A 23,072-nucleotide genomic window follows, 5' to 3' on the forward strand; every position below is an offset into this window, starting at 1 on the left:
GCGGCGAGGAACGGCCGCGCCTCATTGCCTCAACTCACTCCCCCAACGGCAGCACTTCCGCCGACGGCGTGTAGTCGCCGACCACGTCCGCGTTCGCCGGCACCTGGAAGCGGAAGAAGCCGGCCTCGAAGCGCGGATTGCGCAGCCACTCGCTGAACTGGATCCGCGTGCGCTGGCCCAGCGAATCGGTGAACTCCATGCGCGACAGCGTCTGTCCATCGATGCCCAAGAGTGCGGTGCGAATGTGCGCATCCTCGAGCTTCGATTCGAGTTCGATCCACTCCAGCCCATCGCGCAGGCCCGCGCTCTTCAGCGTGAACTGGCGCGCGCGCTCCTCGGGGTCGATCAGCGCCAGCAGCGGGCTCTGCTGCTCGTCCTCGATCTGCCGGCGCACGGTCACCTGCTCCAGGTCCGGGTCGTAGATGAAGAGGTGTTCGCCGTCGGCGACGATCAGCTGCGGAAACGGCGTCTCGTACTCCCAGCGCAGCTGGCGCGGCACCGCCAGCGCGATGCTGCCGCTGGTCTGCTCCTTTAGTGTCCCGTTCTGGTCCAGCACCTGCTGTTCGAAGCGGCCCTGAAGCCCGCTCAGGCCGCTCGTGAAGCCCCCGATGACGGACTCCGCGTCCGCTGCGAATGCCGAAAGAGAAGCGAGACTCAAGATGCAGACAGCGATCAAGCGCATGTGGGTTCTTCTGATTCGGGGCAGAGGGGATTCGATTGTGGGCAGTGATTGCTTAATCGACTCGCTCTGCAGGCTCAATCGATCCTTGCGAACCGCGCCGGAACATTGATCTTGACCCAGCGCACCGGTAGCTCAGGGTGTTCGGCGAGCACCGTCTCGATGGCGGCGTCGATTGACCGGCATACCCGGCAATCATCGCCAACCAATTGCACGAACAACAGCCCATCCTCCGGCGCACGAAAGCCCAGCGGCACCCCGACCATGGCGTCGATCGAGCACGGGTCAAGCCAGGGCACGTGGTAGATATGGCCGTCGACAAGTTCCGACCAAAAGGCCGTCTCTTCGGCGCGCCTGAAGGCAGGGTCTGCCAATCGTGGATCCGGGCGATGGAGCCCGCTTACGAACTCCCCCTGCGGCCCGAATACGTACAGTCCAGGCAAACGGGACATCAGGTCGACGCGGCGTTTCGCTTCCAGGATTACAGCCCGCCCTGGCGCCCCAGGGCCATGAGTCGCCGCGCCCCCGGCAAGCGCAGGGTGCGGATGCGACGGGTCCCCTGGCACGCCGGAGCAGACTGGTGACATCGCCAGTGGCGGAGGGCTCGCGGCGCAGGCTGACAGCAGCACAAGCGCAGACACGAGCAGGAATGCATGGTTCGGCTGTCGCCTCAAATCAATCACCCCGCGGCGGCACCAGCACGGTGCGGTCGCCATTGTGCTCGGGCGGGCTGACGATGCCGGCGGCTTCCATGGCCTCGATCAGGCGCGCGGCGCGGTTGTAGCCGATCTTCAGCCGGCGCTGCACGCCGGAGATCGAGGCACGGCGGGTTTCCATCACCACCTGGACAGCCTGGTCATACAGCGCATCGGCTTCGGGATCGCCGGACTTGAACTCCTCCGGCAGGCCGTTCGCGCCGACCACGACCCCATCGCCCAGGGTCTGCACCTCGTCGAGCACGCCCTCCAGGTAGTCGGGGCCGCCGCTGATCTGGCGCAGGTGCTCGACCACACGATGCACTTCCTCGTCGCTGACGAAGGCACCGTGCACGCGGTCCGGCATGGCGGTGCCAGGAGGCAGATACAGCATGTCGCCGTGGCCCAGCAGGGTCTCGGCGCCGGACTGGTCAAGGATGGTGCGCGAGTCGATCTTGGAGCTGACCTGGAAGGCGATGCGGGTCGGGATATTGGCCTTGATCAGGCCGGTGATGACATCGACCGAAGGCCGCTGGGTGGCGAGGATCAGGTGGATGCCGGCAGCGCGGGCTTTCTGCGCCAGACGCGCGATGAGTTCCTCCACCTTCTTGCCGACGATCATCATCATGTCGGCGAACTCGTCGATGATCACGACGAGGTAGGGCAAGGTTTCCAGCGCGCGCGGTGCCTCGCCCAACTCGGGATTGGGCTTGAACAGCGGGTCCATCAGCGGCTGGCCAGCGTCGATGGCGTCGCGCACCTTCTTGTTGAATCCGGCCAGATTTCGTACGCCGACAGCAGCCATGAGCTTGTAGCGGCGCTCCATCTCGGCCACGCACCAGCGCAGGCCGTTGGCGGCCTCCTTCATGTCGGTGACCACCGGTGCGAGCAGGTGCGGAATGCCCTCGTAGACCGAGAGTTCCAGCATCTTCGGGTCGATCATCAGCATGCGCACGTCGTTGGCGGTGGCCTTGTACAGCAGGCTCAGCACCATCGCGTTCAAGGCCACCGACTTGCCCGAACCGGTGGTGCCGGCCACCAGCAGATGCGGCATGCGGGCGAGATCGACCACGGTGGGGCGGCCGCCGATGTCCTTGCCCAGGGCGAGTGCCAGCGGCGAGGTGATCTTGTCGTACTCCTTGGAGCGCAGGATCTCCGACAGGTAGATGATTTCGCGGTTGGCGTTGGGGATCTCCAAGCCAATCACCGACTTGCCCGGGATCACGTCGACCACGCGCACCGACTTCACCGACAGGCCGCGGGCGATGTCCTTGTCCAGCGAAGAGATCTGGCTGCCCTTGATGCCGGGGGCGGGCTCCATCTCGAAGCGGGTGATGACCGGCCCCGGATAGACGCCCACCACCTGCACTTCGATACGGAAGTCCTTGAGCTTGAATTCGATCTGCCGCGACAGCGTGGCCAGGGCTTCGTCGGAGTAGCCCTTGGGCTGCGGCTTGGGATCGTCCAGCAGCGACAGCGGCGGCAGCGCACCGTTCTCACCCAGCGAGACCGTGAACAGCGGGATCTGCTGCTCGCGATGGGCGCGCTCGCTGCGCTCGGGGGCAGGCGGCTGCGGCTCGATGCGCACCGGCTCGCGCTTGGCGCGCTTGACCTTCTCCTCGCGACGCACTTCCTCGCGTTCGGCAATCGCCGCGCGGGCGACGCGATACTCGCTGGCCGCGTGCACCTGCTTGCGCCCGCGCTCGGCCAGCCACAGCACGCCGCGGCCGAGGCGATCCATGAGGCCCAGCCAGGACAGGCCGGTGGCCAGGGTGATCGACAGCAGCAGCAGGGCCAGCAGGAACAGGCTGGCACCGGCAAAACCGATGCCGCGGGTCAGCGCCGAGCCCACCAGGCTGCCCAACAGGCCGCCGGCCTGCATCGGCAGTTCGCTGCCCCAGTCGGTGTAATGCAGAGCCGCCATCGCGGCGCTCGCGACCAGAAATCCAACCACGCCGATGAGGCGCAGAGCGGGCGTCAGCGGGGTCTCTTCATCGGCCGCGCGCGGGCGCAGGGCGACCGCGGCGATGATTCCGGCCAGCACCGGCACGAAATAGGCGGTCAGCCCGAAGAACGAAAACAGCAGGTCGGAGAAAGTGGCGCCCGCCAGGCCGCCCAAGTTGCGGATGTCGCCGGTGATCTCGCCCGAGCGCGACCAGCCCGGGTCCTGCGGGCTCCAGGTCCACAGGCAGGCCAGCACGTAGAGCAGCACCGGCGCCAGCAGCAGGATCAGCGCCTCGCGCCAGAGGCCACGACGGTTCTCGGCAATCACCGGCTTGCGGGAGTCTTCCTTCGGTCGTGACACAGGCGCGCGGATCCTTGGGCTTGCTGCAGCGGCGGCGCTCGATTCTACACCTGCCCTTCGAAGCGCTCGCACTTCAGGGACGACCGGCGAACGGCCGCTTGATCGTCCCAGAAGCAAACCCCATCCTTGCGGGCTGGCCGGGTTGCGCCGATCGCGCTGCCCCTTCCCCTTCTTTCGACCATGCCGCGGCCGCGGCGGAGACTCCATGAGCGCACCCCAACTGCCCGTCCGTCACTGTCCGCTGCTGATCCTGGGCTCCGGCCCGGCCGGCTGGACCGCCGCCGTCTACGCCGCCCGCGCCAACCTGAAGCCTGTCGTCATCACCGGCCTGCAGCAGGGCGGCCAGCTGATGACCACCACCGAGGTAGACAACTGGCCGGGCGACGCTCATGGCCTGCTGGGTCCGGACCTGATGGCGCGCATGCAGGCGCACGCCGAGCGTTTCGAGACCGAAGTGGTGTTCGACCATATCCACACGGCCGATCTGTCCAAGCGCCCCTTCACCCTGACCGGCGACTCGGGCGTCTACACCTGCGATGCCCTGATCATCGCCACCGGCGCCACCGCCAAGTACCTCGGGCTGCCCTCGGAAGACGCTTTCAAGGGCCGCGGCGTTTCGGCCTGCGCCACCTGCGACGGCTTCTTCTTCCGCGATCAGGATGTCGCCGTGATCGGCGGTGGCAATACCGCGGTCGAAGAAGCCCTGTACCTGTCGAACATCTGCCGCAAGGTCACCGTGGTGCATCGTCGCGACAAATTCCGCGCCGAGAAGATCCTGCAGGACAAGCTGTTCGCCAAGGAGAAGGCCGGCAAGGTCGAGATCGTCTGGAACCACGAGGTGGACGAATTCCTCGGCGACAACAGCGGCATCACTGGCCTGCGCATCAAGAGCCGTGAGAACGGCAGCCCCCGCGAACTGGCGCTGACCGGCGTATTCGTCGCCATCGGGCATGCACCCAACACCTCGCTGTTCGAAGGCCAGCTGGAGATGAAGAACGGCTACCTGAAAATCCGCAGCGGCATCGAAGGCGGGGCCACCGCCACATCCGTGCCGGGCGTGTTCGCTGCCGGCGACGTTGCCGATCAGGTCTACCGCCAGGCGATCACCTCGGCCGGCTTCGGCTGCATGGCCGCGCTGGACGCCGAGAAGTTCCTCGACGGCGAGCACTGATCCGTCTTGCGGGTGGCGGTGTCGAGCCCGCACCGTCACCCTCCAACGACGCTCACCGCCCTTGCACGGCGCAGTGGCCAGCGTGAGGCCACCTCATCGGACGTCTGAATCGCATGTCGCTGCGCCATCGCTTCATTCCGCGTCTCGCCGAGGTGGACGCCGCGCGCTGGGACGCCCTGCGCGGCAGCGATGACCCCTTCACCTCACATGCCTTCCTGTCGGGTCTGGAGGAGACCGGCTGTCTGCGTCCGCGCTGGGGATGGACGCCGCATCACCTGATCATCGAGGACGAAGCCGACGGGCTGCTGGCTGCCGCCCCCTGCTACCTCAAGACCAACTCGCACGGCGAGTTCGTGTTCGACCACGCCTGGGCCGAGGCCTACTACCGCGCCGGCCTCGACTACTTCCCCAAGCTGCTGGTCGCGGTGCCCTATTCGCCCGTCACCGGCCCCCGACTGCTGTGCGGTGGCGATGCGCAGCTTCGCGCCGAACTGCTGCGCGCGCTGGAGGGCTTCGCCAGCGAGCACCAGCTGTCCGGCGCGCACATCAACTTCCATCCGGCCGAAGCATCGCCCGGGGGCGCATGGCTGGCGCGCTCGGATCTCCAGTTCCACTGGCATAACGCCGGCTACGCGAGCTTCGAGGCGTTCCTCGCGGCGCTGTCGTCGAAGAAGCGCAAGAACCTCCGCCAGGAGCGCGCCCAGGTGGCGCGCGCGGGCATTCGCCTTCGCCGGGTGCCTGGGCATCTCGCGACGCGAGAGGAAATCGCAACCGCGCATCAGCTCTACTGCCGCACCTTCGATGACAAGGGCAACCACGCCGCGCTGACCCTGGACTTCTTCGAACATCTGGCGCGGCAGCTGGGTCAGCGTTTTGTGCTCGTGCTGGCCGAGCGCGACGCCGGGATCCTCGCCATGGCGCTGTGTCTGCGCTCGTCCGACACCCTGTACGGCCGCTACTGGGGGTGCTTCGAAGAGGTGCCCGGGCTGCACTTCGAATGCTGCTATCACCAGGGCATCGAATACTGCATCGAGCAGGGTCTGCAGCGCTTCGAGCCCGGCGCGCAGGGGGAGCACAAACTGGCGCGGGGCTTCCTGCCGGAGCTGACCCACTCCAGCCACTACCTGCCGATGCCGGCCTTTCGCGAGGCCGTGGCGCGATCGCTTGAGGACGAGCGCCGCGGGCTTGCGCAGTATCGGAAAGATCTGTTGGCGCACAGCCCGTACCGCGCCGAGGGCGCTTCTGGATGAGCTTCCGGCTGCCCGAGCTTGGCACCAGCCCACATGCGCCGTTTCCGCCGGTGCAGCAGGCCTTGCGTGATCCTAATGGGCTGCTGGCCTGGGGCGGCGGACTGGAACCCGAGCGCCTGCTGCGCGCGTATGCGCAGGGCATCTTTCCGTGGTTCTCGCCGGGCGAGCCGCCGCTGTGGTGGAGCCCCGACCCACGCATGGTGATCGCCACCGACGCGCTGCATCTCACCCGCCGCTTGCGCCGCGAGCTTCGCGCGCAGGCGTGGACGGTCACCGCCGACCGCGACTTCGAGGCGGTGATCAGTCTCTGCGCCAAGCTGCCGCGCCGCGGCCAGCGCGGCACCTGGATCGTACCCGCCATGCGTCGCGCCTACACCGCGCTGCACCGGCTTGGGTATGCGCATTCGATCGAAGCCTGGGACGGTGAGCGGCTGATCGGCGGTCTCTACGGCCTCAGCATCGGCCGCGCCTTCTTCGGCGAGTCGATGTTCAGCCTCGAATCGGGCGCTTCCAAATGCGTCATTGCGGCCCTGTGTCGACGGCTCGCCGATTGGGAGATGCCCCTCCTGGATGGCCAAGTCGAGTCTGAGCATCTCGCGCGTCTCGGATTCCGTACCGTGCCGCGCGAACGCTTCCTGGCCGAGCTGGCCGAACTCGCTTCGGCACCGTCGCGGGTTGGCAACTGGGGCGCTGCGTTCGGAAGCCTCAGCGCTCGCGACGTGGCGGACTGACGCCTTCCGCCAACTCCGGTTGAGGCCTCGCGCTTCTCCCCTGCCGTCTGGCGTGGCAGAATGCGCCACTTGTCCGCGGCCCGCAGGCCGCCTCCTGACCCAAGACCGAATGTCCAAAGACGATTCCATCGAGATGGAGGGCACCGTGTTGGAGACCCTTCCCAACACCGTGTTCCGCGTGAAGCTCGAAAACGGCCACGTGGTGACTGCCCACATCTCCGGTCGCATGCGCAAGAACTACATCCGCATCCTGACCGGCGACAAGGTGAAGGTCGAAATGACCCCGTACGACCTGACCAAGGGTCGTATCACCTACCGCATGAAGTGATTGAACGACGAAGCCCCGGCCTGCGCGAGCAGGCCGGGGCTTTCGTATGCGTGCGATTCAAGTGCCTTGTCAGGCTGAGTTGGGTCGCGCAGTCGCGCCCGTCCACGGCAGATGGGCCGAAGACGGGCGCGCCGGCCTTACTGGACCTCGAAACCGTTGGCAAAGACCGCGTCGGGAATCACCGCCGAGGCCCCTGGCGCCAGAGTCTCGACTCGCACCGTGCTCGAGGTTCCGGGCTCTGCGATCCCGAGGAAGCCGCTTCCTGCCACCGGGCTCGCTGTGGTGGTGACCGAGAACCGGAACATCACACCCCAATTGAGCGGATTGACCGGCGCCGTTGCCGTGCCGCCGGCTTGCCAGACCAGATTGGCGCCCTCTCGCGTCGCCACCCAGTTGTTGGCGGTGTTCAGATCGCCATCGGCGAACTCGGTGGAAACCAGCAGCGCGCTCGGCGCGAAAGGCAGCTCGAACCGGTTGAACCCGTTGTTCCGGAGCACCCGAAGGTTGGGTTCGGCGCCCTGGGTCACCGCGCGTGCGAAGTCGAGGTTCATCACCGCGTAGTCGTAGCGGTACTGACCATTGCCCAGATCATTGACCCGCAGAGCGACCCGCAGATGCCCTTCGCTGGTCTTGATGTCAACGCTGCGCTCATTGGCTGCGGTGGTGTTGGGAGCGACCCAGCGCCCCAGGGCCGGCCCCAAGCGCAGGGGCGTGCCGTTCGCGCTGTTCCATGCGCTGCCGGTCCAGCTGAAGGTGATGGGGCGCGACTGCATCGTGTTGAGGACATTGACGTCGTCGCGAACGATGTACCAGGACTCGGCGAAGTAGGTCGCACCCGGGTTCTGCGAGCTGTCGATGAACTGCTCGATCACCGGCATCCGGAAGGCGTAGCTGTTGCAGTCGGCGCCGCCAACATTGGAGCAAGGTGCACTGGCATCCGGGCTGGCATTGCAGTCGGTGTCGTACACCGAGCCGCAGCGCCCCCACTGACCCGAGTTCGGAATGATCTCGTTGCGTGGGCCAAGGTCGCCAATGGCGTCGTTGTTGCCGGTGCCGTAGGTATCGCCGCAGCCGCGCCCGAGAATGTGGCCATTGCCCGGGTTGACGTCGCAGCCGGAGTTGATGGTCAGCCAGGCGTGCTTCACGCCTGAGCGCCCGACCTGCTCGATGCGTCCGCTGGCGTCGATGCGGTAGAGGTTCCAGATGAGAAACGGGTGCTGATCGTTGTTGTAGGGCGCAAAGTTGCCGGTGAATTTGGTGTGCCAGGGAACGTCGGCGGCGTAGCGGACCGAGCTGGTGCCCAGCGGGTCACCTGGCACCGTCGCCAGCAAAGGGTTGGCGAGGTTCGATTCGTCGGCCGTGCCCGTGCCCCGGTTGTTCCTCAGGGTCGAGCTGGGCGTGAACACCACCAGACCGGCGTTTTGCCCCCCCGGGCCATCGGCGGCTGACTGTTTGCGGGTGTACTGCAGCGTGAAGAAATCCATAAAGACATCGGACTCGTACACCCCACCGTTTGGCGCAGGGCTGCCGTGCCAGCGCGAGCTGCCCTTGGGTGCCGCGACCACCGCGCCCGGCGTCGCGACGCGTGCGTACATCTCAAGCCCCGCAACCACCCACCCGGCGTAGGTCTCGTTGCCTAGAACAGCAGCTAGCCGGGGTGCGATACGGAGATCCATCGCCCGCACGCTCATGAGCGGATCTTCGCCGCCCTCCAGCTTGTACATCAGGCGATCGATGTAGAACCAGGCTTGCCCGTCCGCACTGATCACGTCGAGCTGGAATGGGTTCTTCTCACTAGGGCGCAGCACAAGGTTGCTCAGATCGATATCGAGATCCTTTCCTGCGACCCGAAAGCCGCCGCGGGACTGCAGTCGACCGCCGGCGAAACCCTCGAAGTCGGAGGATTTCTCGACGCGGATCTCAAGCCCAGCGGCTTCGCGCAGCGCGATGCGCTCGATGTGCGGCTCATCGCCCACCTCCAGCCGGTCCTTGGCGGCGCTCACGGTGAACCCGAGATCCCCCATCAGGTCGCGGTTCCAATTGAAGCGCAGCTCGCCGCCCCAGACGGTCCACTGCTGGGCGGGCTGGACCGCGTCCACGTCGCCACTGGCGGCGACTGCCGTCGTCATTGGCGCGAGGGCCAGCGCAGCCAGAAGTGCCGCAGGAAGATGCTTGAACATCGTTACCCCCAAAACCGTAGGTTTGAACGCGCACCCTGTCCCTGTGCTGCGTTCGGGTGTGTGAAACCTCTCACGCCTCTGAACCGTGCCGCCGCGGATCCCGCGGCGACTCCGGAGATCAGGGCACCTGCGCCGAAGCGCTTCTCATCAAGACCGGCGGCGACCTGCCGTACGCCGGGTTGGACCACAGTCCGTACAGGTAGGCACCGCGACTCAGGTTCTGCGGACCCACGTCAAACGGCCGCCCCGGCCCACCCGCACACATCTGGTTCTCGCCCTGGAAGCCGCGTTCGACGGCCTGATTGCGAAGGAACTCGATGTACTCCTTGCTGGAAATCTGGAAGTGCAGCCGCGCCTGCACCGTCAGCGGACCGCTGACGCCCGCGATCGGCACGCTGTAGCGGGCCACATCGACGTTCCGCAAGCGGTTGGAACCGGGGCGCTCGGGCGGATAGACCGCGCCGACGGGGGCGATCTCAAGGTCGTCACCGCCAGTGAAGCCGAGCGGCGGAATGCGATTGTCCTTGGCCACGCAGTTGTTCAGCACGAAGTGGAAGCTCGCCCTGCCCTGTCCGTCGGCGATGCGACAGCTGCCGGCAGCGGCGTCCCAGATACCCTGCTTGATCTCGTAGACGCGAGTCTGCGCATCGCGCTGCAGCTCGCCGGTCGCCGGATCCCAGCTGCCGTTGCGGTAGACGGTGGCGCCCTGGGCATTGCGCACTTCCAGTTCGATCCACATGCGCCGGCCTTCCGAGTAGCCCGTGGGCAGCTTGTGGCCTGACAGGTTGGTGACTTCGACTTCCACGTCCAGCGTCTGCCCGCCGGGTGAGCGCTGGCCGCGCGCCGACAGCAGCGCGGTGCGCTGAGTGAGGAGTTGCGTCGACCACAGGATGGCCTGATCAAAGGCCTCGTCGTAACCCAAGCCCGGGAATTCGCCCTTGAGGATCTTCGGCACCCAGGTGTTGGCGCCCGAGAAGTTGTGCACGGACAGCTTGCCGTTGCGGTTGGGGCCAAAGAAGCAGCCCAGAAACTGCTCCTCTGGATTGTCGCTGCGCGCGGTTTCCATGTGGCAGTCCTGGCAGGTCTGCTGTTGCTTGACCGAGATGCCGGGCTGATTGCGGATGGGCGCGGCTTCGACACCGTCGGCGAACAATGCGGTGCCGTAGTCACTCTTGCGCCATTCGCTGTAGGTGCGCTCGATCGGGAAGGCGATGCCCGTGTCCACACCCGCCGAGCTGATCAGCGTGCGCAAGGGCACGCCGTTGTTGAGCGGCGAGGTGACGTCGTGGCAGCTGCCGCACATCTCGCTGCTGGATAGATGGGCCGACTGCTTCCAGGGATGGGGCGGCGGCGAGGTGCCCTCGCGCAGGTAGTCGTAAGGGCCGGCGCGACAGGGCCCGCTGCCGCCATTGGCGCAGGCCACGTCGTCCAGCCAGACGTCGCCGCTTTCGAGGTAGTTGGGCTCGCCGTTGGGCCCATTCGGCTCAGCGCGGTGGCAGTAGTGGCAGCCGACACCGGCGTAATCATTGCCGAAGCCCGGAACGTCATCGTGCTTGCCCTGGAGAAGGCAGCCGTTGGTGCCATTGACGCGCGTACCGGCGGCGGTCTTGCTGACGCGGCCGGCAAACCAGCCCTCCGGGACGTGGCAGCGAAGGCACCAGTCGCCCACGCCGGGCACGCCGATGCTCTCTCCATCCGCATTGGCGACGTCCAGCGCTGCCCAGAACACCGGGTCGCGGCCGGCGTTGGCCATCATCGAGCCCTTCCAGCTGGTGGCCGGGTAGTGGAACTCGATGGTGCCGCCGGCATGGCAGCCCATGCAGTTGCCCGAGGTTTCGATGGGATGCACCAGCCCCGGCTGCGAGCCCCGCGCCGTCAGGTCAGGCAGCAGCCCTCCCGCATAGACCGCGAGCCCGGACGCCAACCCCACCAGCAGCGCCAGTGCGCCGCCCCATCGCTTGCTTGCCCGCACGCCTTCCCCCACGGAAGGACGGCGCCCTGCGGGGCGCCGTCTGTCAAGAATCCGTCGAGGTTATGCGCGAAAACCGGACAGAGCAACAAGCCAGTCGCTAGTCCAGCCGACTCGCGGGCGTCGAAGAGAGCCCGCGCGCGGCATTTGCGAACCCAGTCGCGGTTTACTCCACGGTGCTGAGCTCGCTCTGGAGCTCTTCGGCCGACTCCACCGCCAGCTTGCCCTCGCGCACCACCACGGTGACCCGCCCGCCATTGACCAGCTTGCCGAACAGCAGCTCGTCGGCCAGCGGGCGCTTGACCTGATCCTGGATGACGCGGGCCATCGGGCGTGCGCCCATCTGCGGATCGAAGCCGTTCTGGGCCAGCCAGCGCCGGGCCTCCGGCTCGACGTTGAGGGCCACGTGTTTCTCCTGCAGCTGGGTTTCGAGTTCGATGATGAACTTGTCGACCACGCGCAGGATGTGGTCGAAGTCCAGCCCGCCGAACTGCACCACGGCATCGAGGCGGTTGCGGAACTCCGGCGAGAAGCTCTTGCGGATGACTTCCATCGCGTCCGTCGCGTGGTTCTGTTCGACGAAACCGATGCTGCGGCGCGCCGCCTGGGCGGCACCGGCATTGGTGGTCATCACCAGGATCACGTTGCGGAAGTTGGCTTCGCGGCCATTGGTGTCGGTGAGCGTGCCGCGGTCCATCACCTGCAGAAGGATGTTGAAGACGTCCGGGTGGGCCTTTTCGATCTCATCCAGCAGCAGCACGCAGTGCGGCGTCTTGACGATCTTCTCGGTGAGCAGCCCGCCCTGGTCAAAGCCCACATAGCCCGGAGGTGCGCCGATCAGGCGGCTGACCGAATGGGCTTCCATGTACTCCGACATGTCGAAGCGCACCAGCTCGATACCGAGCTGCATCGCCAGCTGACGGGTGACTTCGGTCTTGCCGACGCCGGTAGGGCCCGCGAACAGGAAGCTGCCGATCGGCTTGTCGGGGTTGGCGAGGCCCGAGCGCGCCATCTTGATGGCAGAGGCCAGGGTATCGATGGCCTCGTCCTGGCCGAACACCACCATCTTCAGGTTGCGATCGAGGTTGCGCAGCACATCGCGATCGGACGCCGAGACCTGCTTGGCGGGGATGCGTGCCATGCGAGCGACGATGTACTCGATCTCGGCGACGTCGATGATCGCCTTGCGCTTGTCCTCGGGCAGCAGGCGCTGACGCGCGCCGGCCTCGTCAATGACGTCGATGGCCTTGTCAGGCAGCAGACGGTCGCCGATGTGCTTGACCGAGAGATCGACAGCGGCCTGCAGGGCTTCGCCGAGGTATTCGACCCGGTGATGCTCCTCGAACTTGGTCTTGAGGCCGTTCAGGATGGCAACGGCGTCCGCCACCGACGGCTCGACGATGTCGATCTTCTGGAAGCGCCGCGCCAGCGCGCGGTCCTTCTCGAACACGCCACGGTATTCCTGGAACGTGGTCGAGCCAATGCAGCGCAGCTCGCCTGAGGCCAGCACCGGCTTGATCAGATTCGAAGCATCCATAGTGCCGCCGGAGGCCGACCCGGCGCCGATGATGGTGTGGATCTCGTCGATGAACAGCACGGCGCCCGGCTCTTTCTTGAGCTGTGCCAGCACGGCTTTCAGGCGCTTCTCGAAGTCGCCGCGGTACTTGGTGCCCGCCACCAGCGCGCCGAGATCCAGCGCGTAGATGGTCGCGTCCGCCAACACCTCGGGCACTTCGCCGTCGACGATGCGCTTGGCCAAGCCTTCCGCCAGGGCCGTTTTGCCGACGCCGGCCTCGCCGACCAGCAGCGGGTTGTTCTTGCGGCGGCGGCAGAGCACCTGGATCACGCGCTCGATCTCCTCGGCGCGTCCGATCAGCGGGTCGATCTTGCCCGCCTTGGCCTGCTCGTTCAGGTTGCTGGCGTACTCCGACAGCGGATTGGCCTTGCCCTCCTCGCCCTCGCCTTCCTTCTGCGCCTCGGGCTCGGCCGGCTTGACCTGTTCGCTGCTGAGCTTGGCCACGCCGTGGCTGATGTAGTTGACGACATCCAGACGGCTGATTTCCTGCTGACCAAGGAAATAGACGGCGTGGCTGTCCTTCTCGCCGAAGATGGCGACCAGTACGTTGGCGCCAGTGACTTCTTTCCGGCCCGACGACTGGACGTGATACACCGCGCGCTGCAGCACGCGCTGGAATCCGAGCGTCGGCTGGGTATCGCGGGTATCGTCCGCGGCCAACACCGGCACGGTCTCGCTGATGATGTTGCGCAGTTCCTGACCCAGCCGGGTGAGGTCGGCGCCGCAGGCGCGCAGCACGGCCACGGCGGACGGATTTTCGAGCAGCGACAGCAGCAGGTGCTCGACCGTCATGAACTCATGACGCGCCTCGCGGGCCTGCTTGTAGCACTGGCCGATGCTGAACTCGAGATCTTTGCTGAACATGCCGGGCTCCTTGCGCCTGACGGATATCGCGACTGCCGCTGCCTGCCGGTGCCATCACCGGCGGGCGTGGATTGCACTCTTACGCCTTTTCCATACTGCACAGCAGCGGATGCTGATGTGAGCGCGCGAATTCATTCACCTGTTGCACCTTGGTTTCCGCCACTTCGCGTGTATACACCCCGCAGACGCCCTTGCCGCGGGTATGCACGTGGAGCATGACTTGGGTGGCACGCTCGATGTTGAGGCCGAAGAACACCTGCAAGACTTCGACCACGAAATCCATTGGCGTGTAGTCGTCGTTCAGCAGGACCACTTGGTACAGCGGCGGGCGAATGACTTCCGGCCGCGCCTCCTCCACCGCCAGGCCGCGCTGCTGGGCGTCTTCCGGGGCGCCGTCCGGGTCGCCGGCCATCCGCGGAGACTGAGCCACAAAGGGCGTTGGGAGACTGTGTCGGAAGTCAGGCAGTTCGGTCATGGCGTGCTATGTGGTTGCGCTGCGGCCAGTTGCAAGAGCCGCGCTAGGCCGCAGTCTGGATGGCGATGCGTCGAACAGGCCAAGACCTGTTGCGAGGCGCGCGCTGCGGCCTGTTGTAAAGTTCCGCCTCTTTGCCAGCCGGCGTGGTCTTGTGCCCAAGAGCGACACCCAGTTCAACCCGGACATCACCGTGGCCTGCGTCATCGTACGCGAGGGGCGCTTCCTGCTGGTGGAGGAAGACGTCCGCGGCCGGCTCGTGCTGAACCAGCCCGCCGGCCATCTGGAGCCGGGCGAAGGCCTGATCGAGGCCGCAGCCCGCGAGGCGCTGGAGGAAACCGGCTGGCAGGTGCGCGCGCAGTGCTTCATCGGCAGTTATCTGTGGCGGGCCGATACGGGCAAGACCTACATCCGCTTCGCCTTCGGCGCCGAGGCCCTGAGCCACGACCCCGCGCAACCGCTGGATCGCGGCATCACCCGCTGCCTGTGGCTCACCCCCGCCGAGATCGACGCGGAGGCCGAACGTCTGCGCAGCCCGCTGGTGCGGTCGGTGGTTGGCGACTACCTGGCCGGGCAGCGGGCGCCGCTGCACCACGTGCGTCACGTCGTCGACTGAAGCCGCATGGGGACGGGCAGCGTCATCGTCGGCATGTCCGGGGGCGTCGACTCTTCGGTCGCGGCCCTGCTGCTGCAGCGGGCGGGCACGCCGATCGAAGGCCTGTTCATGCAGAACTGGGAGGAAGATGCGCGCGAAGACGGCTGTCGTGCGGAAGAAGACCGCAAAGACGCCATCGCGGTCTGCGGGCGGCTGGGCATCCGCTGCCATACGCGCAACTTCGCCGCCGAATACTGGGATGGCGTGTTCGCTCACTTCGTCGCCGAATACCGCGCCGGGCGCACGCCCAATCCGGACGTGCTCTGCAACCGCGAGATCAAGTTCCGCACCTTCCTCGACCACGCCCGCGCGCTGGGCGCGGAACGCATCGCGACCGGTCATTACGCCCGTGTGCGCCGCGAGGGCAGCCGCTGGCAGCTGCTGCGCGGGCTCGACGCCGGCAAAGACCAGAGCTACTTCCTCTACACCCTGGGCCAGGACGCGCTGGCGGCCACCCTGTTTCCGGTCGGCGAACTGCCGAAGTCGGAAGTGCGCCGCCTCGCCGCCGAAGCTGCCCTGCCCACCCATGCCAAGAAGGACTCGACCGGGATCTGCTTCATCGGCGAGCGCGACTTCCGCGAATTTCTGGGCCGCTACCTGCCCGCTCGCGAGGGCGAGATCGTCGATCCCGAGGGGGTCGTACTCGGCCGCCACAGCGGCGCCTTCTTCTACACGCTGGGACAGCGCGAAGGCCTGAATCTGGGCGGCGTGCGCGGCCGGCCGCAGGCGCCCTGGTTCGTCGTCGGCAAGGACATCGCCCGCAATCGCCTGATCGTCGATCAGGGCCATGACAGCCCCTATCTGATGAGCCAGCGCCTGCGCACCGCCCTGCCCGACTTCGTCGCTGGCACGGCACCCGCCACACGTTTCGACTGCACCGCGAAGACCCGCTATCGCCAGGCCGATGAGGCCTGCAGCGTCGAGGTGCGCGAGAACGGCAGCCTCCGGGTCGCGTTCTCGCGCCCGCAGCGCGCCGTCACTCCCGGCCAATCCATCGTTTTCTATGCTGGCGAGGTTTGCCTGGGCGGGGCCGTCATCGAAGCCACCGACGCCCCGCTTGAAGCCCACGCCATGGAGGTTGAATGAAAGACCGCGTGCTCGCGCTCGCCGGCCTGCTGCAGGCGCTCAGCGCCGTGCGACAGATCGCTCACGAAGGCCGTGCCGACGCCGAACTGGTGCAGCCCTGCCTGGACAGCGTGTTCCGGCTGGACGCCGAAAACGTCGAAGCCGTGTACGGCAGCGCCCAGCTGCTGAAACCCGGGCTCGAATGCCTGCTGCGCCAGATCCACGGCCCGGGTCGCGACGTCGCGATCTCGCGCATGGCCGCCACCGTGCTCCACCTGGAGCGCCAGCTGATCAAGCAGCCGAAGATGCTGGACGCCCTGCGCCAGGGCATCGACTCGATCGAACGCCAGCGCGAGCATTTCGGCAGCGAGCACAGCAGCGTCAGCCAGCGCCTCGCCGATCTCTACGCTGACACCTTGAGCCAGCTGAAACCGCGCGTGATGGTCCAGGGCAACCCGCTGCAGCTGGCCCAATCCGGCGTGGTTGCGCAGATCCGCGCCGCCCTGCTCGCGGCCGTACGCTCGGCGGTGCTGTGGCGCCAGCTGGGCGGCAGCTACTGGGACCTCGCCCTGCGGCGCGGGGCGATGACGCGCACGGCACGCGATCTACTGCAGGAGCGCTAGGGAAGCTCTGATCTATCAGAGCTTCCCGTGCGCCATGGATGGCGCGCTCGCGAATCAAGCATGCAAGTGCTTGATTCAGCGCGAGTGAGTCCGGACCTGCGCCGGACTCACGACGTCTGAAGAACTGCAGGATGGAGTTCTTCAGACCTTCCCTAGACGACTCCGTCAGAGGCGCCGTAGCGTCGCTCCAACTCCGCCAGCGAATCGCTCAGGATCTGCTCAAGCACGGCCAGATCGAGATCGGCCAGTTTCTTGAAGTAAAGGCAGGATTTGCCCATGCGGTGCTTGCCCAGGGTCGGCAGCAGTGCGTGGCTGGGCTCTTCGCTGCCCATCACGTAAAGCACCAGCTCGCGACCGCGGATGGCGAAGCCGACGCGCATCGATTCGCCGGAGTGGCCGCTGGCGTAGGTGTAGCGGTAGCGACCGAAGCCGACGATGCTCGGCCCCCACATTTCAGGTGGCTGGCTGGTCAGGCGCTGCAGCAGGTCAAGCAGATGGCGGCAGTCTTCCGCCTGCGCGGGCGTCGCGCGTTCGGCGATGTGCGCGGCGACGCTGGCGCCTGAGGAGAGGGTCTTCTGTTCGGCCATCGGGGCACTCTCCAGCTCGGACGCGTGAGGGCATGCTCGCGCTGAATTCCGGGGCTGGCAACAGGCGATCGCGCACCCCGGGCGTCTGGACGGCCCTGCAGATCTTGCGCAACGCCACCGATGGGCGACGCTTCGCCTCAGCGCCCTTCGCGTTCGGCAATTGTCTGAGCGACCTTGTCGCGGAGATACAGCGGCTGCACGTCCTCGGGGCGCTCCGGATAGACGCCCAGGGCATAGGCGCGCGCGGCGAGACGGGCGAGATCCCCGGCGGCAGGCAGGGCGCCCAGTTCCAGCCGCCAGCCCTTTGCCTGCAGGCGCTGCCCGACTTCGCCCTGGCCGGCGGCAAGCCCAGTGCCACGGGCCCAGCCGTAGCTGTCGGCGGGCAGGCGGACAATGTCGGGGCTTCCCAGCTGCGGGACATCGATGGCTTCGGGCAGGCCGTCACGATGGATGCGGAAGGCCGCGGCGTAGACCTCGCCCATGCGCGCATCGATGCAGGCGAACACGCCGTCACCCGGCTGCGCACCGCGCGCGCCGGCGGCGAGGATCTGCAGGCTGCTGATGCCGATCAGCGGGCGCTCCAGCGCCAAGGCCAGGCCCTGTCCCATCGCCACCGCCAGCCGGACGCCGGTGAAGGCGCCGGGACCGATGCCCACGGCGACGGCATCGATCTGACTGCGCACGATGCCGGCTTCCGCAAGCAGCTCATCCGCCCAAGGCAAGACCAGCTCGGCATGGCGACGCGGCGCGATCTCGAAGCGCTCCAGCACGGTGTCGCCGCAGCGCAGGGCGACGCTGCAGGCTTCGGTGGCGGTCTCGATGGCGAGCAGGTTCATCGCGGGGCCGGACAACGGGAAACCGTCGAGTGTACGTGCAGGGAGCGCCCTGTCCAGCCGCGGGATCGGGGGAGATCCACCTTGCTTGGCCGCGCTGAGCCTCAGACCGGATCTGGCTCGTCGATGTCGAAGCTGCGGATCAGGCCGGTGTTGGCCCGCTTGCCTTCAGCTTCGACCGACAGTGGAACGGCGGCGAAGAACGTACGCACGTCGTCGATCGCCTCGGTGCGCGGCAGCGGCGGCAGGCTGTTGAGGAAGCTTCGCCCGTAACCCTTGCGGGTCAGGCGCGGGTCGCAGAGCACCAGCACGCCGCGGTCGCTTTCGCTGCGGATCAGCCGGCCCACGCCCTGCTTGAAGGCGATCACCGCAGTCGGCAGCTGCCAGTCGCGGAAGGGGTTGCCGCCGTTGCGGCGGATATGCTCGAGCCGCGCTTCCAGCACCGGATCATCGGGCGCCGCAAAGGGCAGCTTGTCGATCAGCACGAGCGAAAGCGCTTCGCCCGCCACGTCGACGCCCTCCCAGAAGCTGGCCGCACCCAGCAGCAGGCCGTTGCCCGATTCGCGGAACGCCTGCAGCAGGCGGTGCCGCGGCTGGCTGCCCTGCACGAACAGGGGAAAGCCGGGCGCGTTCGCGGACAACCACTCGGCCGCTTCGCGCAACGCACGGTGGCTGGTGAACAGCAGGAAGGCGCGCCCCTGCGAGGCCTCCAGCGCCGGCAGGCAGGCGCGCAGCACGGCCGCGGTGTAGCCGCGTTCGATCGGATCCGGCAAGGCCGGCGGCAGCCAGGCCAGCGACTGCTTCGCGTAGTCGAAGGGGCTGGGCTGCAGCAGGGTGCGCGGCTCGATCAGGCCCAGCTGATCGGCGAAGTGGCTGAAGCTGCCGCTCACGGCAAGAGTGGCCGAAGTGAAAATCCAGGCCGCATGCGCCTTGGCGCGGAACTCGGTCAGCGGGCCGGCGACATCCAGCGGCGTCACATGCAGGCTGAAGCCGCGCGCGACCAGCTCGTACCAGCGCACCTGTGGCACGGCGTCATCGCCGCGCGGATGCAGAGCCTGCATGCGCTGCTGCAGCGCCTGGGCGCGGGCGAGACAGGCTTCGAGGCCGGGGCTGCGCTCGGCTTGGCCTTCGATGGCCTGGAGCAGCCCGTCCAGCACGTGCTCCAGCACCTCCAGGCTGTCGGCGCAAGGATCGTGGCGCAGGGCCTGCTCGATCGGGCCGCGCGCGGGCAGCGGGTCCCAGGCCAGACGGAACTCGCGCAGGGCCTTGTCGAGCGCTTCCACTGCTGGCTGCAGGGCGCCGACAGCGCCCGAGGCCTGCTGCGCTTCGGCGAGCGCATCGCGGCCCAGCTCCTGCAGCTGACGCGCAGACAGGCTGCTGCCGAAAAAGCGCGTGGCGAGCTCGGGCAGCTGGTGCGCCTCGTCAATCACGAAGGCGTGCGCGCCGGGCAGGATTTCGCCGAAGCCCTCGCGCTTCAGCGCGAGGTCGGCGAACAGCAGATGGTGGTTGACCACCACCAGATCGGCCGCCTGCGCGCGGGCACGCGCCTTGGCGACGAAGCACTCGCCGTAGAAGGGACACTCGCTGCCCAGGCAGTTGTCCGGCGTCGAGGTGATCTGCGGCCACAGCGCCGAATCCTCGGCGACGAAGTCGATGCCGGCGATGTCGCCGTCCTCGCTGGCGCCGGCAAAGCTCCAGACCCGCGCGAGCTGCGCGGCCTGCTCGCGCGAGCCGAACAGGCGATCGCTGCGCGCGCGGTCCATGCGGTACCAGCACAGGTAGTTGCTGCGGCCCTTCAGCAGCGCAGTCTTGAGGCCCACGCCGAGCGCCTCGCGCAGGCGCGGGAGATCGCGGTGATAGAGCTGGTCCTGCAGGGCGCGCGTACCGGTGGAGACGATCACCCGCAGGCCGGACAGCAGGGCGGGCACGAGGTAGGCGTAGGTCTTGCCGGTGCCCGTGCCGGCTTCGGCGACCAGTTCGCCGCGCTCACTGAACGCGGTGGCGACAGCTTCGGCCAGCCGCTGCTGTGCCTCACGCGCACGGAACTCCGGCCAGGCCCGCGCCAGCGGGCCCTGCGCAGACAGCGCAGTGGCCGTGGCGTCGAGCAGTTCCATGGGTCTGGATCTTAGCGGCTGCGCGCGCGAGTCACGGTCGTGGAGACGTCTGCAGAGCGTGTGGCAGCCGCCTACATGCGGATCACCGGCTCCGCCGTGCAGCGCTGCGACTGCTCACGCGCGGTTTCGGCTTCGGCGATGTTCCCGCGGACTTCGCGGGCCAGCTGGATCGCGGCCCAGTTGCGGCGGCACAGCGGCCCCAGGCGCGGTCCGTTCTCGAAGGAGGCGATGGCGTACTGCTCGGCCTCGTCCAGCAGCTGCTGACCCAGGGCGACCTCCGCCCGCATCTGCAGCAGGTCGGGCCGGCCCGGACGGATCTCCAGCGCCTGCGCCAGGCTGCGAGCGGCACGTTCGAGATCACGCAGAGCCAGCGCTTCATGCGCTGCCGCGCGCAGGTCCTCGATCTCCGCATCCGGCAGCGGCTCGACCACGATGGCGTCGTCGGCCTCGACCATCGCGTACAGCTCGGCGATCAGATCGCGGGCCGGCGCTGCGGGTTCGGGCGCCTGCACGGTTTCGGCCGGCTGGAACATCGCGCAACCGGAGAGCAGCAGGCCAGCGCACGCAAGCAGGGTCAGACGCTTCATTGTTCGGGTTCTCCGCCGCCGAACCACTCGCGCACGCGCGCCATCGGGCAGCCGTCATAGGTTTCTGGGGTGTAGCCGCGAATGAAGGCGAAGCGGCGTGCGCCGGGGCAGCCTTCGTCGGTGAGGGCGAAATTGTCGGCGGACAGCCACGCGAACTCCAGCCCCTCGTCGCCCACGTTCAGCGGCGCGCTGGGCAGGCGCTTGAACAGACTGGTCCAAACCCGCATCGCACCCGAGGCGCCATACAGCCCGGTCGGCGCATTGCCGTCGTTGCCCACCCAGACGACAGCGAGGTGGGAGCCGGTGTAGCCGGCAAACCAGCTGTCGCGGCTGTCGTTGCTGGTGCCGGTCTTGCCGGCCGGCTGCAGGTGACCGAGGCCGTCGGCGTACAGGCGACGCCCTGTGCCGCTGCGCGCGGCCTCCTGCAGGGCGATGCCGATCAGCCGCGCGGCGAGGGCGTCGCCAGGCTGGGGTGGCTCCGAGGCCTTCTCGTAGCGGGTCAAGGTCTGCCCCTGTGCGTCCAGCACGCCGCGCACAGCGCGCAGCGGCTGCAGACGCCCCCCGGAGGCGACGAACTGATACAGCTGAGCCATCTGATAGGGGCTCATGTCGACCGCGCCGAGCAGCAGCGAAGGGTGGGCGGGCGGATGCGTGCCGGACAGCGCCTCGATCAACCGGCTGACGCGATCGACGCCCAGCTCCATGCCCAGCCGCACCGTCGCCTGGTTGTAGGACTGCGCCAGCGCCTGCAGCAGGGTGACGGTGCCGTGGCTGATGTCATCCGAGTTGGCCGGCGCCCAGGTCTGGCCGTTGGGCAGACGCAGCTCGATCGGCTGGTCCTCGACCGGCGTGGCCAGCGCGTAGCGCCCCGGCTGGGCCAGCGCCAGCAGATACACGAAAGGCTTGATCAGCGAGCCGACGGGGCGCTGGGCGTCGAGCGCGCGGTTGAAGCCGCTGCCCTCGCCTTCGCGATCACCCACCAGGGCCAGCACTTCGCCACGCTCGCTGTCGGTGAGCACGACCGCCGCCTGCAGCTCGGGGCGGCCTTGCGTCTGCAGCTCCGCCAGCTGCTCGCGCGCGGCGCGCTCGGCCAGCGACTGCGCCAGCGGCGACAGCGTGGTGTGGATGGTGAGCCCTGCGCCACGCAGGTCCTCGGCCTTGTAGTCGCGCTCCAGCTGGGTGCGCACCAGGGCCAGGAAGGACGGCGCACGGTTGCCGGCCAGTCCGACCTGGCGCTTGATGCCGAGTGGCAGTGCGGCCTCGCGCTCGGCGGTCGCGGCATCGATCAGGCCGGTCTCGGCCATCTGGTTCAGCACGCGGTTGCGTCGCGTCAGGGCGCGCTCTGCGTGGCGGCGCGGGTCGTAGTAGGACGGCCCGCGGATCATGCCGATGATCAGGGCGATCTCATGCGGCTTGAGCTGGCCCAGCTCGCGGCCGAACCAGAAATCCGCGGCTGCGGCCACGCCGTGGATGGCCTGGTTGCCCTGCTGGCCGAGGAAGATCTCGTTGAGGTAGGCCTCCAGGATCTGTGCCTTGGAGAAGCGGCGCTCCATCGCCAGCGCGTGCAGGGCCTCTTTCACCTTGCGCCACAGGGCCTGCTCGCGCGTCAGGTAGAGGTTGCGGGCGAGCTGCTGGGTGAGCGTGCTGGCGCCCTGTCGCACCTCGCCCTCGCGCAGGTTGACCCAGGCGGCACGGACGATGCCGCTGAAATCGACGCCGATGTGGTGCTTGAAATCGCGGTCCTCGACCGCCTGCAGACTCATCACGAACAGCGGCGGCACATCCTCCAGCCGCACCAGCCGGCGCTCCTCGCGCTTCTCTCCGTACAGGGTGGCTATGCGCGCGGGGTCCACGCGCAGCTCGCGCACCGCAGCACCCGCGGCATCGGTCAGCGAGCGCACCCGCCCCTGCGCGAGCTGCACGCGCACGCTGCGCGAGGGCTGGGGGCCGTCGACGTCGACAAAGGCGCGCGTCGTCAGCTGCACCGTGCTGCCGTTGACGCCGTAACTACCGGCTTCGCGGCCCTGGCCGTCCTCGCGATAGCCAGCGGCGTCGAGTTCAGCGCGCAGGCCGGCGACGCTCATCGGCAGGCCCACATCAAGGCGCAGCGGCCTCGCCATCACCCGCGTCGGCACCTGCCAGGTCAGCGCGGCGAAGTCTGCCGCAACGCGCTGGTCGATGACGTAGAAGTAGGGCGCGAGAAACCCCGCTGACAGGCCGAAGCCGAGCAGCAGGACCGGCTTCAGCAGCCTCCAGAGCTGTCCAGGCCAGCGGCGCTCGGCCGGCGCGACGGGTGTCTGACGCGTGGTGTTCTGTCGACTCAAGGGGGAGGTCCGATCCGGCGGCGGCGGGCTGGCCGCCGGCGCAGTGTAGCCATCCGGGGGCGGC

The 23,072-nt window shown here is 67.7% G+C and carries 19 protein-coding genes; 7 read left to right on the forward strand and 12 right to left on the reverse strand.

The features are described from left to right. Positions 1–34: 34 nt before the first annotated feature. The 3 genes from H4O13_06195 to H4O13_06205 form a co-directional block, all read right to left on the reverse strand. Positions 35–682, reverse strand: coding sequence for an outer membrane lipoprotein carrier protein LolA (locus tag H4O13_06195; GenBank protein MBE5314977.1), 648 nt, complete (start codon positions 680–682; stop codon positions 35–37). Between the two features lie 74 nt (positions 683–756). After that, positions 757–1,053 (reverse strand): hypothetical protein, encoded by a 297-nt coding sequence (locus tag H4O13_06200; protein ID MBE5314978.1) that lies wholly within the window; start codon positions 1,051–1,053, stop codon positions 757–759. Positions 1,054–1,354: 301 nt separating this feature from the next. Continuing rightward, the gene (locus H4O13_06205) at positions 1,355–3,886 is read right to left on the reverse strand and encodes a DNA translocase FtsK 4TM domain-containing protein (protein MBE5314979.1); all 2,532 of its coding nucleotides are present in this window, start codon (positions 3,884–3,886) and stop codon (positions 1,355–1,357) included. Here H4O13_06205 and trxB point away from each other — a divergent pair. The 4 genes from trxB to infA all read left to right on the forward strand — a co-directional run bounded on the left by trxB (position 3,885) and on the right by infA (position 7,159). Then, positions 3,885–4,850 (forward strand): thioredoxin-disulfide reductase, encoded by a 966-nt coding sequence (trxB, locus tag H4O13_06210; protein MBE5314980.1) that lies wholly within the window; start codon positions 3,885–3,887, stop codon positions 4,848–4,850. The genes H4O13_06205 and trxB overlap by 2 nt on opposite strands. Positions 4,851–4,963: 113 nt before the next feature. Continuing rightward, positions 4,964–6,100, forward strand: a complete 1,137-nt coding sequence (locus tag H4O13_06215) for an N-acetyltransferase (protein ID MBE5314981.1) — start codon at positions 4,964–4,966, stop codon at positions 6,098–6,100. Next, complete coding sequence (locus H4O13_06220; protein ID MBE5314982.1) at positions 6,097–6,831, forward strand: leucyl/phenylalanyl-tRNA--protein transferase; 735 nt, start codon at positions 6,097–6,099, stop codon at positions 6,829–6,831. The genes H4O13_06215 and H4O13_06220 overlap by 4 nt, the downstream gene beginning before the upstream one ends. A gap of 109 nt (positions 6,832–6,940) precedes the next feature. Next, the gene (gene infA, locus H4O13_06225; GenBank protein MBE5314983.1) at positions 6,941–7,159 is read left to right on the forward strand and encodes a translation initiation factor IF-1; all 219 of its coding nucleotides are present in this window, start codon (positions 6,941–6,943) and stop codon (positions 7,157–7,159) included. A gap of 137 nt (positions 7,160–7,296) precedes the next feature. On the opposite strand, the gene H4O13_06230 is transcribed toward infA, so the two are convergent. The 4 genes from H4O13_06230 to clpS form a co-directional block, all read right to left on the reverse strand. Next, on the reverse strand, positions 7,297–9,339 hold the full coding sequence (locus H4O13_06230; GenBank protein MBE5314984.1) for a hypothetical protein: 2,043 nt from the start codon (positions 9,337–9,339) through the stop codon (positions 7,297–7,299). A gap of 118 nt (positions 9,340–9,457) precedes the next feature. Beyond that, a complete protein-coding gene (locus tag H4O13_06235; GenBank protein ID MBE5314985.1) occupies positions 9,458–11,311 on the reverse strand; it encodes a hypothetical protein in 1,854 nt (617 codons plus the stop codon). 163 nt (positions 11,312–11,474) lie between these two features. Further along, positions 11,475–13,748, reverse strand: a complete 2,274-nt coding sequence (gene clpA, locus H4O13_06240; GenBank protein MBE5314986.1) for an ATP-dependent Clp protease ATP-binding subunit ClpA — start codon at positions 13,746–13,748, stop codon at positions 11,475–11,477. Between the two features lie 79 nt (positions 13,749–13,827). Further along, the gene (gene clpS / locus H4O13_06245; protein ID MBE5314987.1) at positions 13,828–14,160 is read right to left on the reverse strand and encodes an ATP-dependent Clp protease adapter ClpS; all 333 of its coding nucleotides are present in this window, start codon (positions 14,158–14,160) and stop codon (positions 13,828–13,830) included. Between the two features lie 214 nt (positions 14,161–14,374). Here clpS and H4O13_06250 point away from each other — a divergent pair, with 214 nt between their 5' ends. From H4O13_06250 to hflD, 3 genes are read left to right on the forward strand one after another with little or no spacing between them, the layout of a single operon-like run. Then, positions 14,375–14,836, forward strand: a complete 462-nt coding sequence (locus H4O13_06250) for an NUDIX hydrolase (GenBank protein MBE5314988.1) — start codon at positions 14,375–14,377, stop codon at positions 14,834–14,836. 6 nt (positions 14,837–14,842) lie between these two features. After that, positions 14,843–15,961, forward strand: coding sequence for a tRNA 2-thiouridine(34) synthase MnmA (gene mnmA / locus H4O13_06255; GenBank protein MBE5314989.1), 1,119 nt, complete (start codon positions 14,843–14,845; stop codon positions 15,959–15,961). Continuing rightward, on the forward strand, positions 15,958–16,563 hold the full coding sequence (hflD, locus tag H4O13_06260; GenBank protein ID MBE5314990.1) for a high frequency lysogenization protein HflD: 606 nt from the start codon (positions 15,958–15,960) through the stop codon (positions 16,561–16,563). The genes mnmA and hflD overlap by 4 nt, the downstream gene beginning before the upstream one ends. A gap of 152 nt (positions 16,564–16,715) precedes the next feature. Here hflD and H4O13_06265 read toward each other — a convergent pair whose 3' ends face one another. The 5 genes from H4O13_06265 to mrcB form a co-directional block, all read right to left on the reverse strand. Further along, positions 16,716–17,150 carry a DUF1801 domain-containing protein gene (locus tag H4O13_06265; protein MBE5314991.1) on the reverse strand — a complete coding sequence of 145 codons (435 nt, stop codon included), beginning with the start codon at positions 17,148–17,150 and terminating at the stop codon, positions 16,716–16,718. Positions 17,151–17,287: 137 nt separating this feature from the next. Further along, positions 17,288–17,986 (reverse strand): tRNA (adenosine(37)-N6)-threonylcarbamoyltransferase complex dimerization subunit type 1 TsaB, encoded by a 699-nt coding sequence (gene tsaB / locus H4O13_06270; protein ID MBE5314992.1) that lies wholly within the window; start codon positions 17,984–17,986, stop codon positions 17,288–17,290. 101 nt (positions 17,987–18,087) lie between these two features. Beyond that, the gene (locus H4O13_06275; protein MBE5314993.1) at positions 18,088–20,097 is read right to left on the reverse strand and encodes an ATP-dependent DNA helicase; all 2,010 of its coding nucleotides are present in this window, start codon (positions 20,095–20,097) and stop codon (positions 18,088–18,090) included. Positions 20,098–20,168: 71 nt separating this feature from the next. Further along, complete coding sequence (locus H4O13_06280; protein MBE5314994.1) at positions 20,169–20,684, reverse strand: hypothetical protein; 516 nt, start codon at positions 20,682–20,684, stop codon at positions 20,169–20,171. Then, positions 20,681–23,008 (reverse strand): penicillin-binding protein 1B, encoded by a 2,328-nt coding sequence (mrcB, locus tag H4O13_06285; GenBank protein ID MBE5314995.1) that lies wholly within the window; start codon positions 23,006–23,008, stop codon positions 20,681–20,683. Before mrcB ends, H4O13_06280 begins: the two co-directional genes overlap by 4 nt. Between the last annotated feature and the right edge of the window lie 64 nt (positions 23,009–23,072).

This window comes from Lysobacterales bacterium, from assembly GCA_014946745.1.
Classification (GTDB): domain Bacteria; phylum Pseudomonadota; class Gammaproteobacteria; order Xanthomonadales; family Xanthomonadaceae; genus Aquimonas.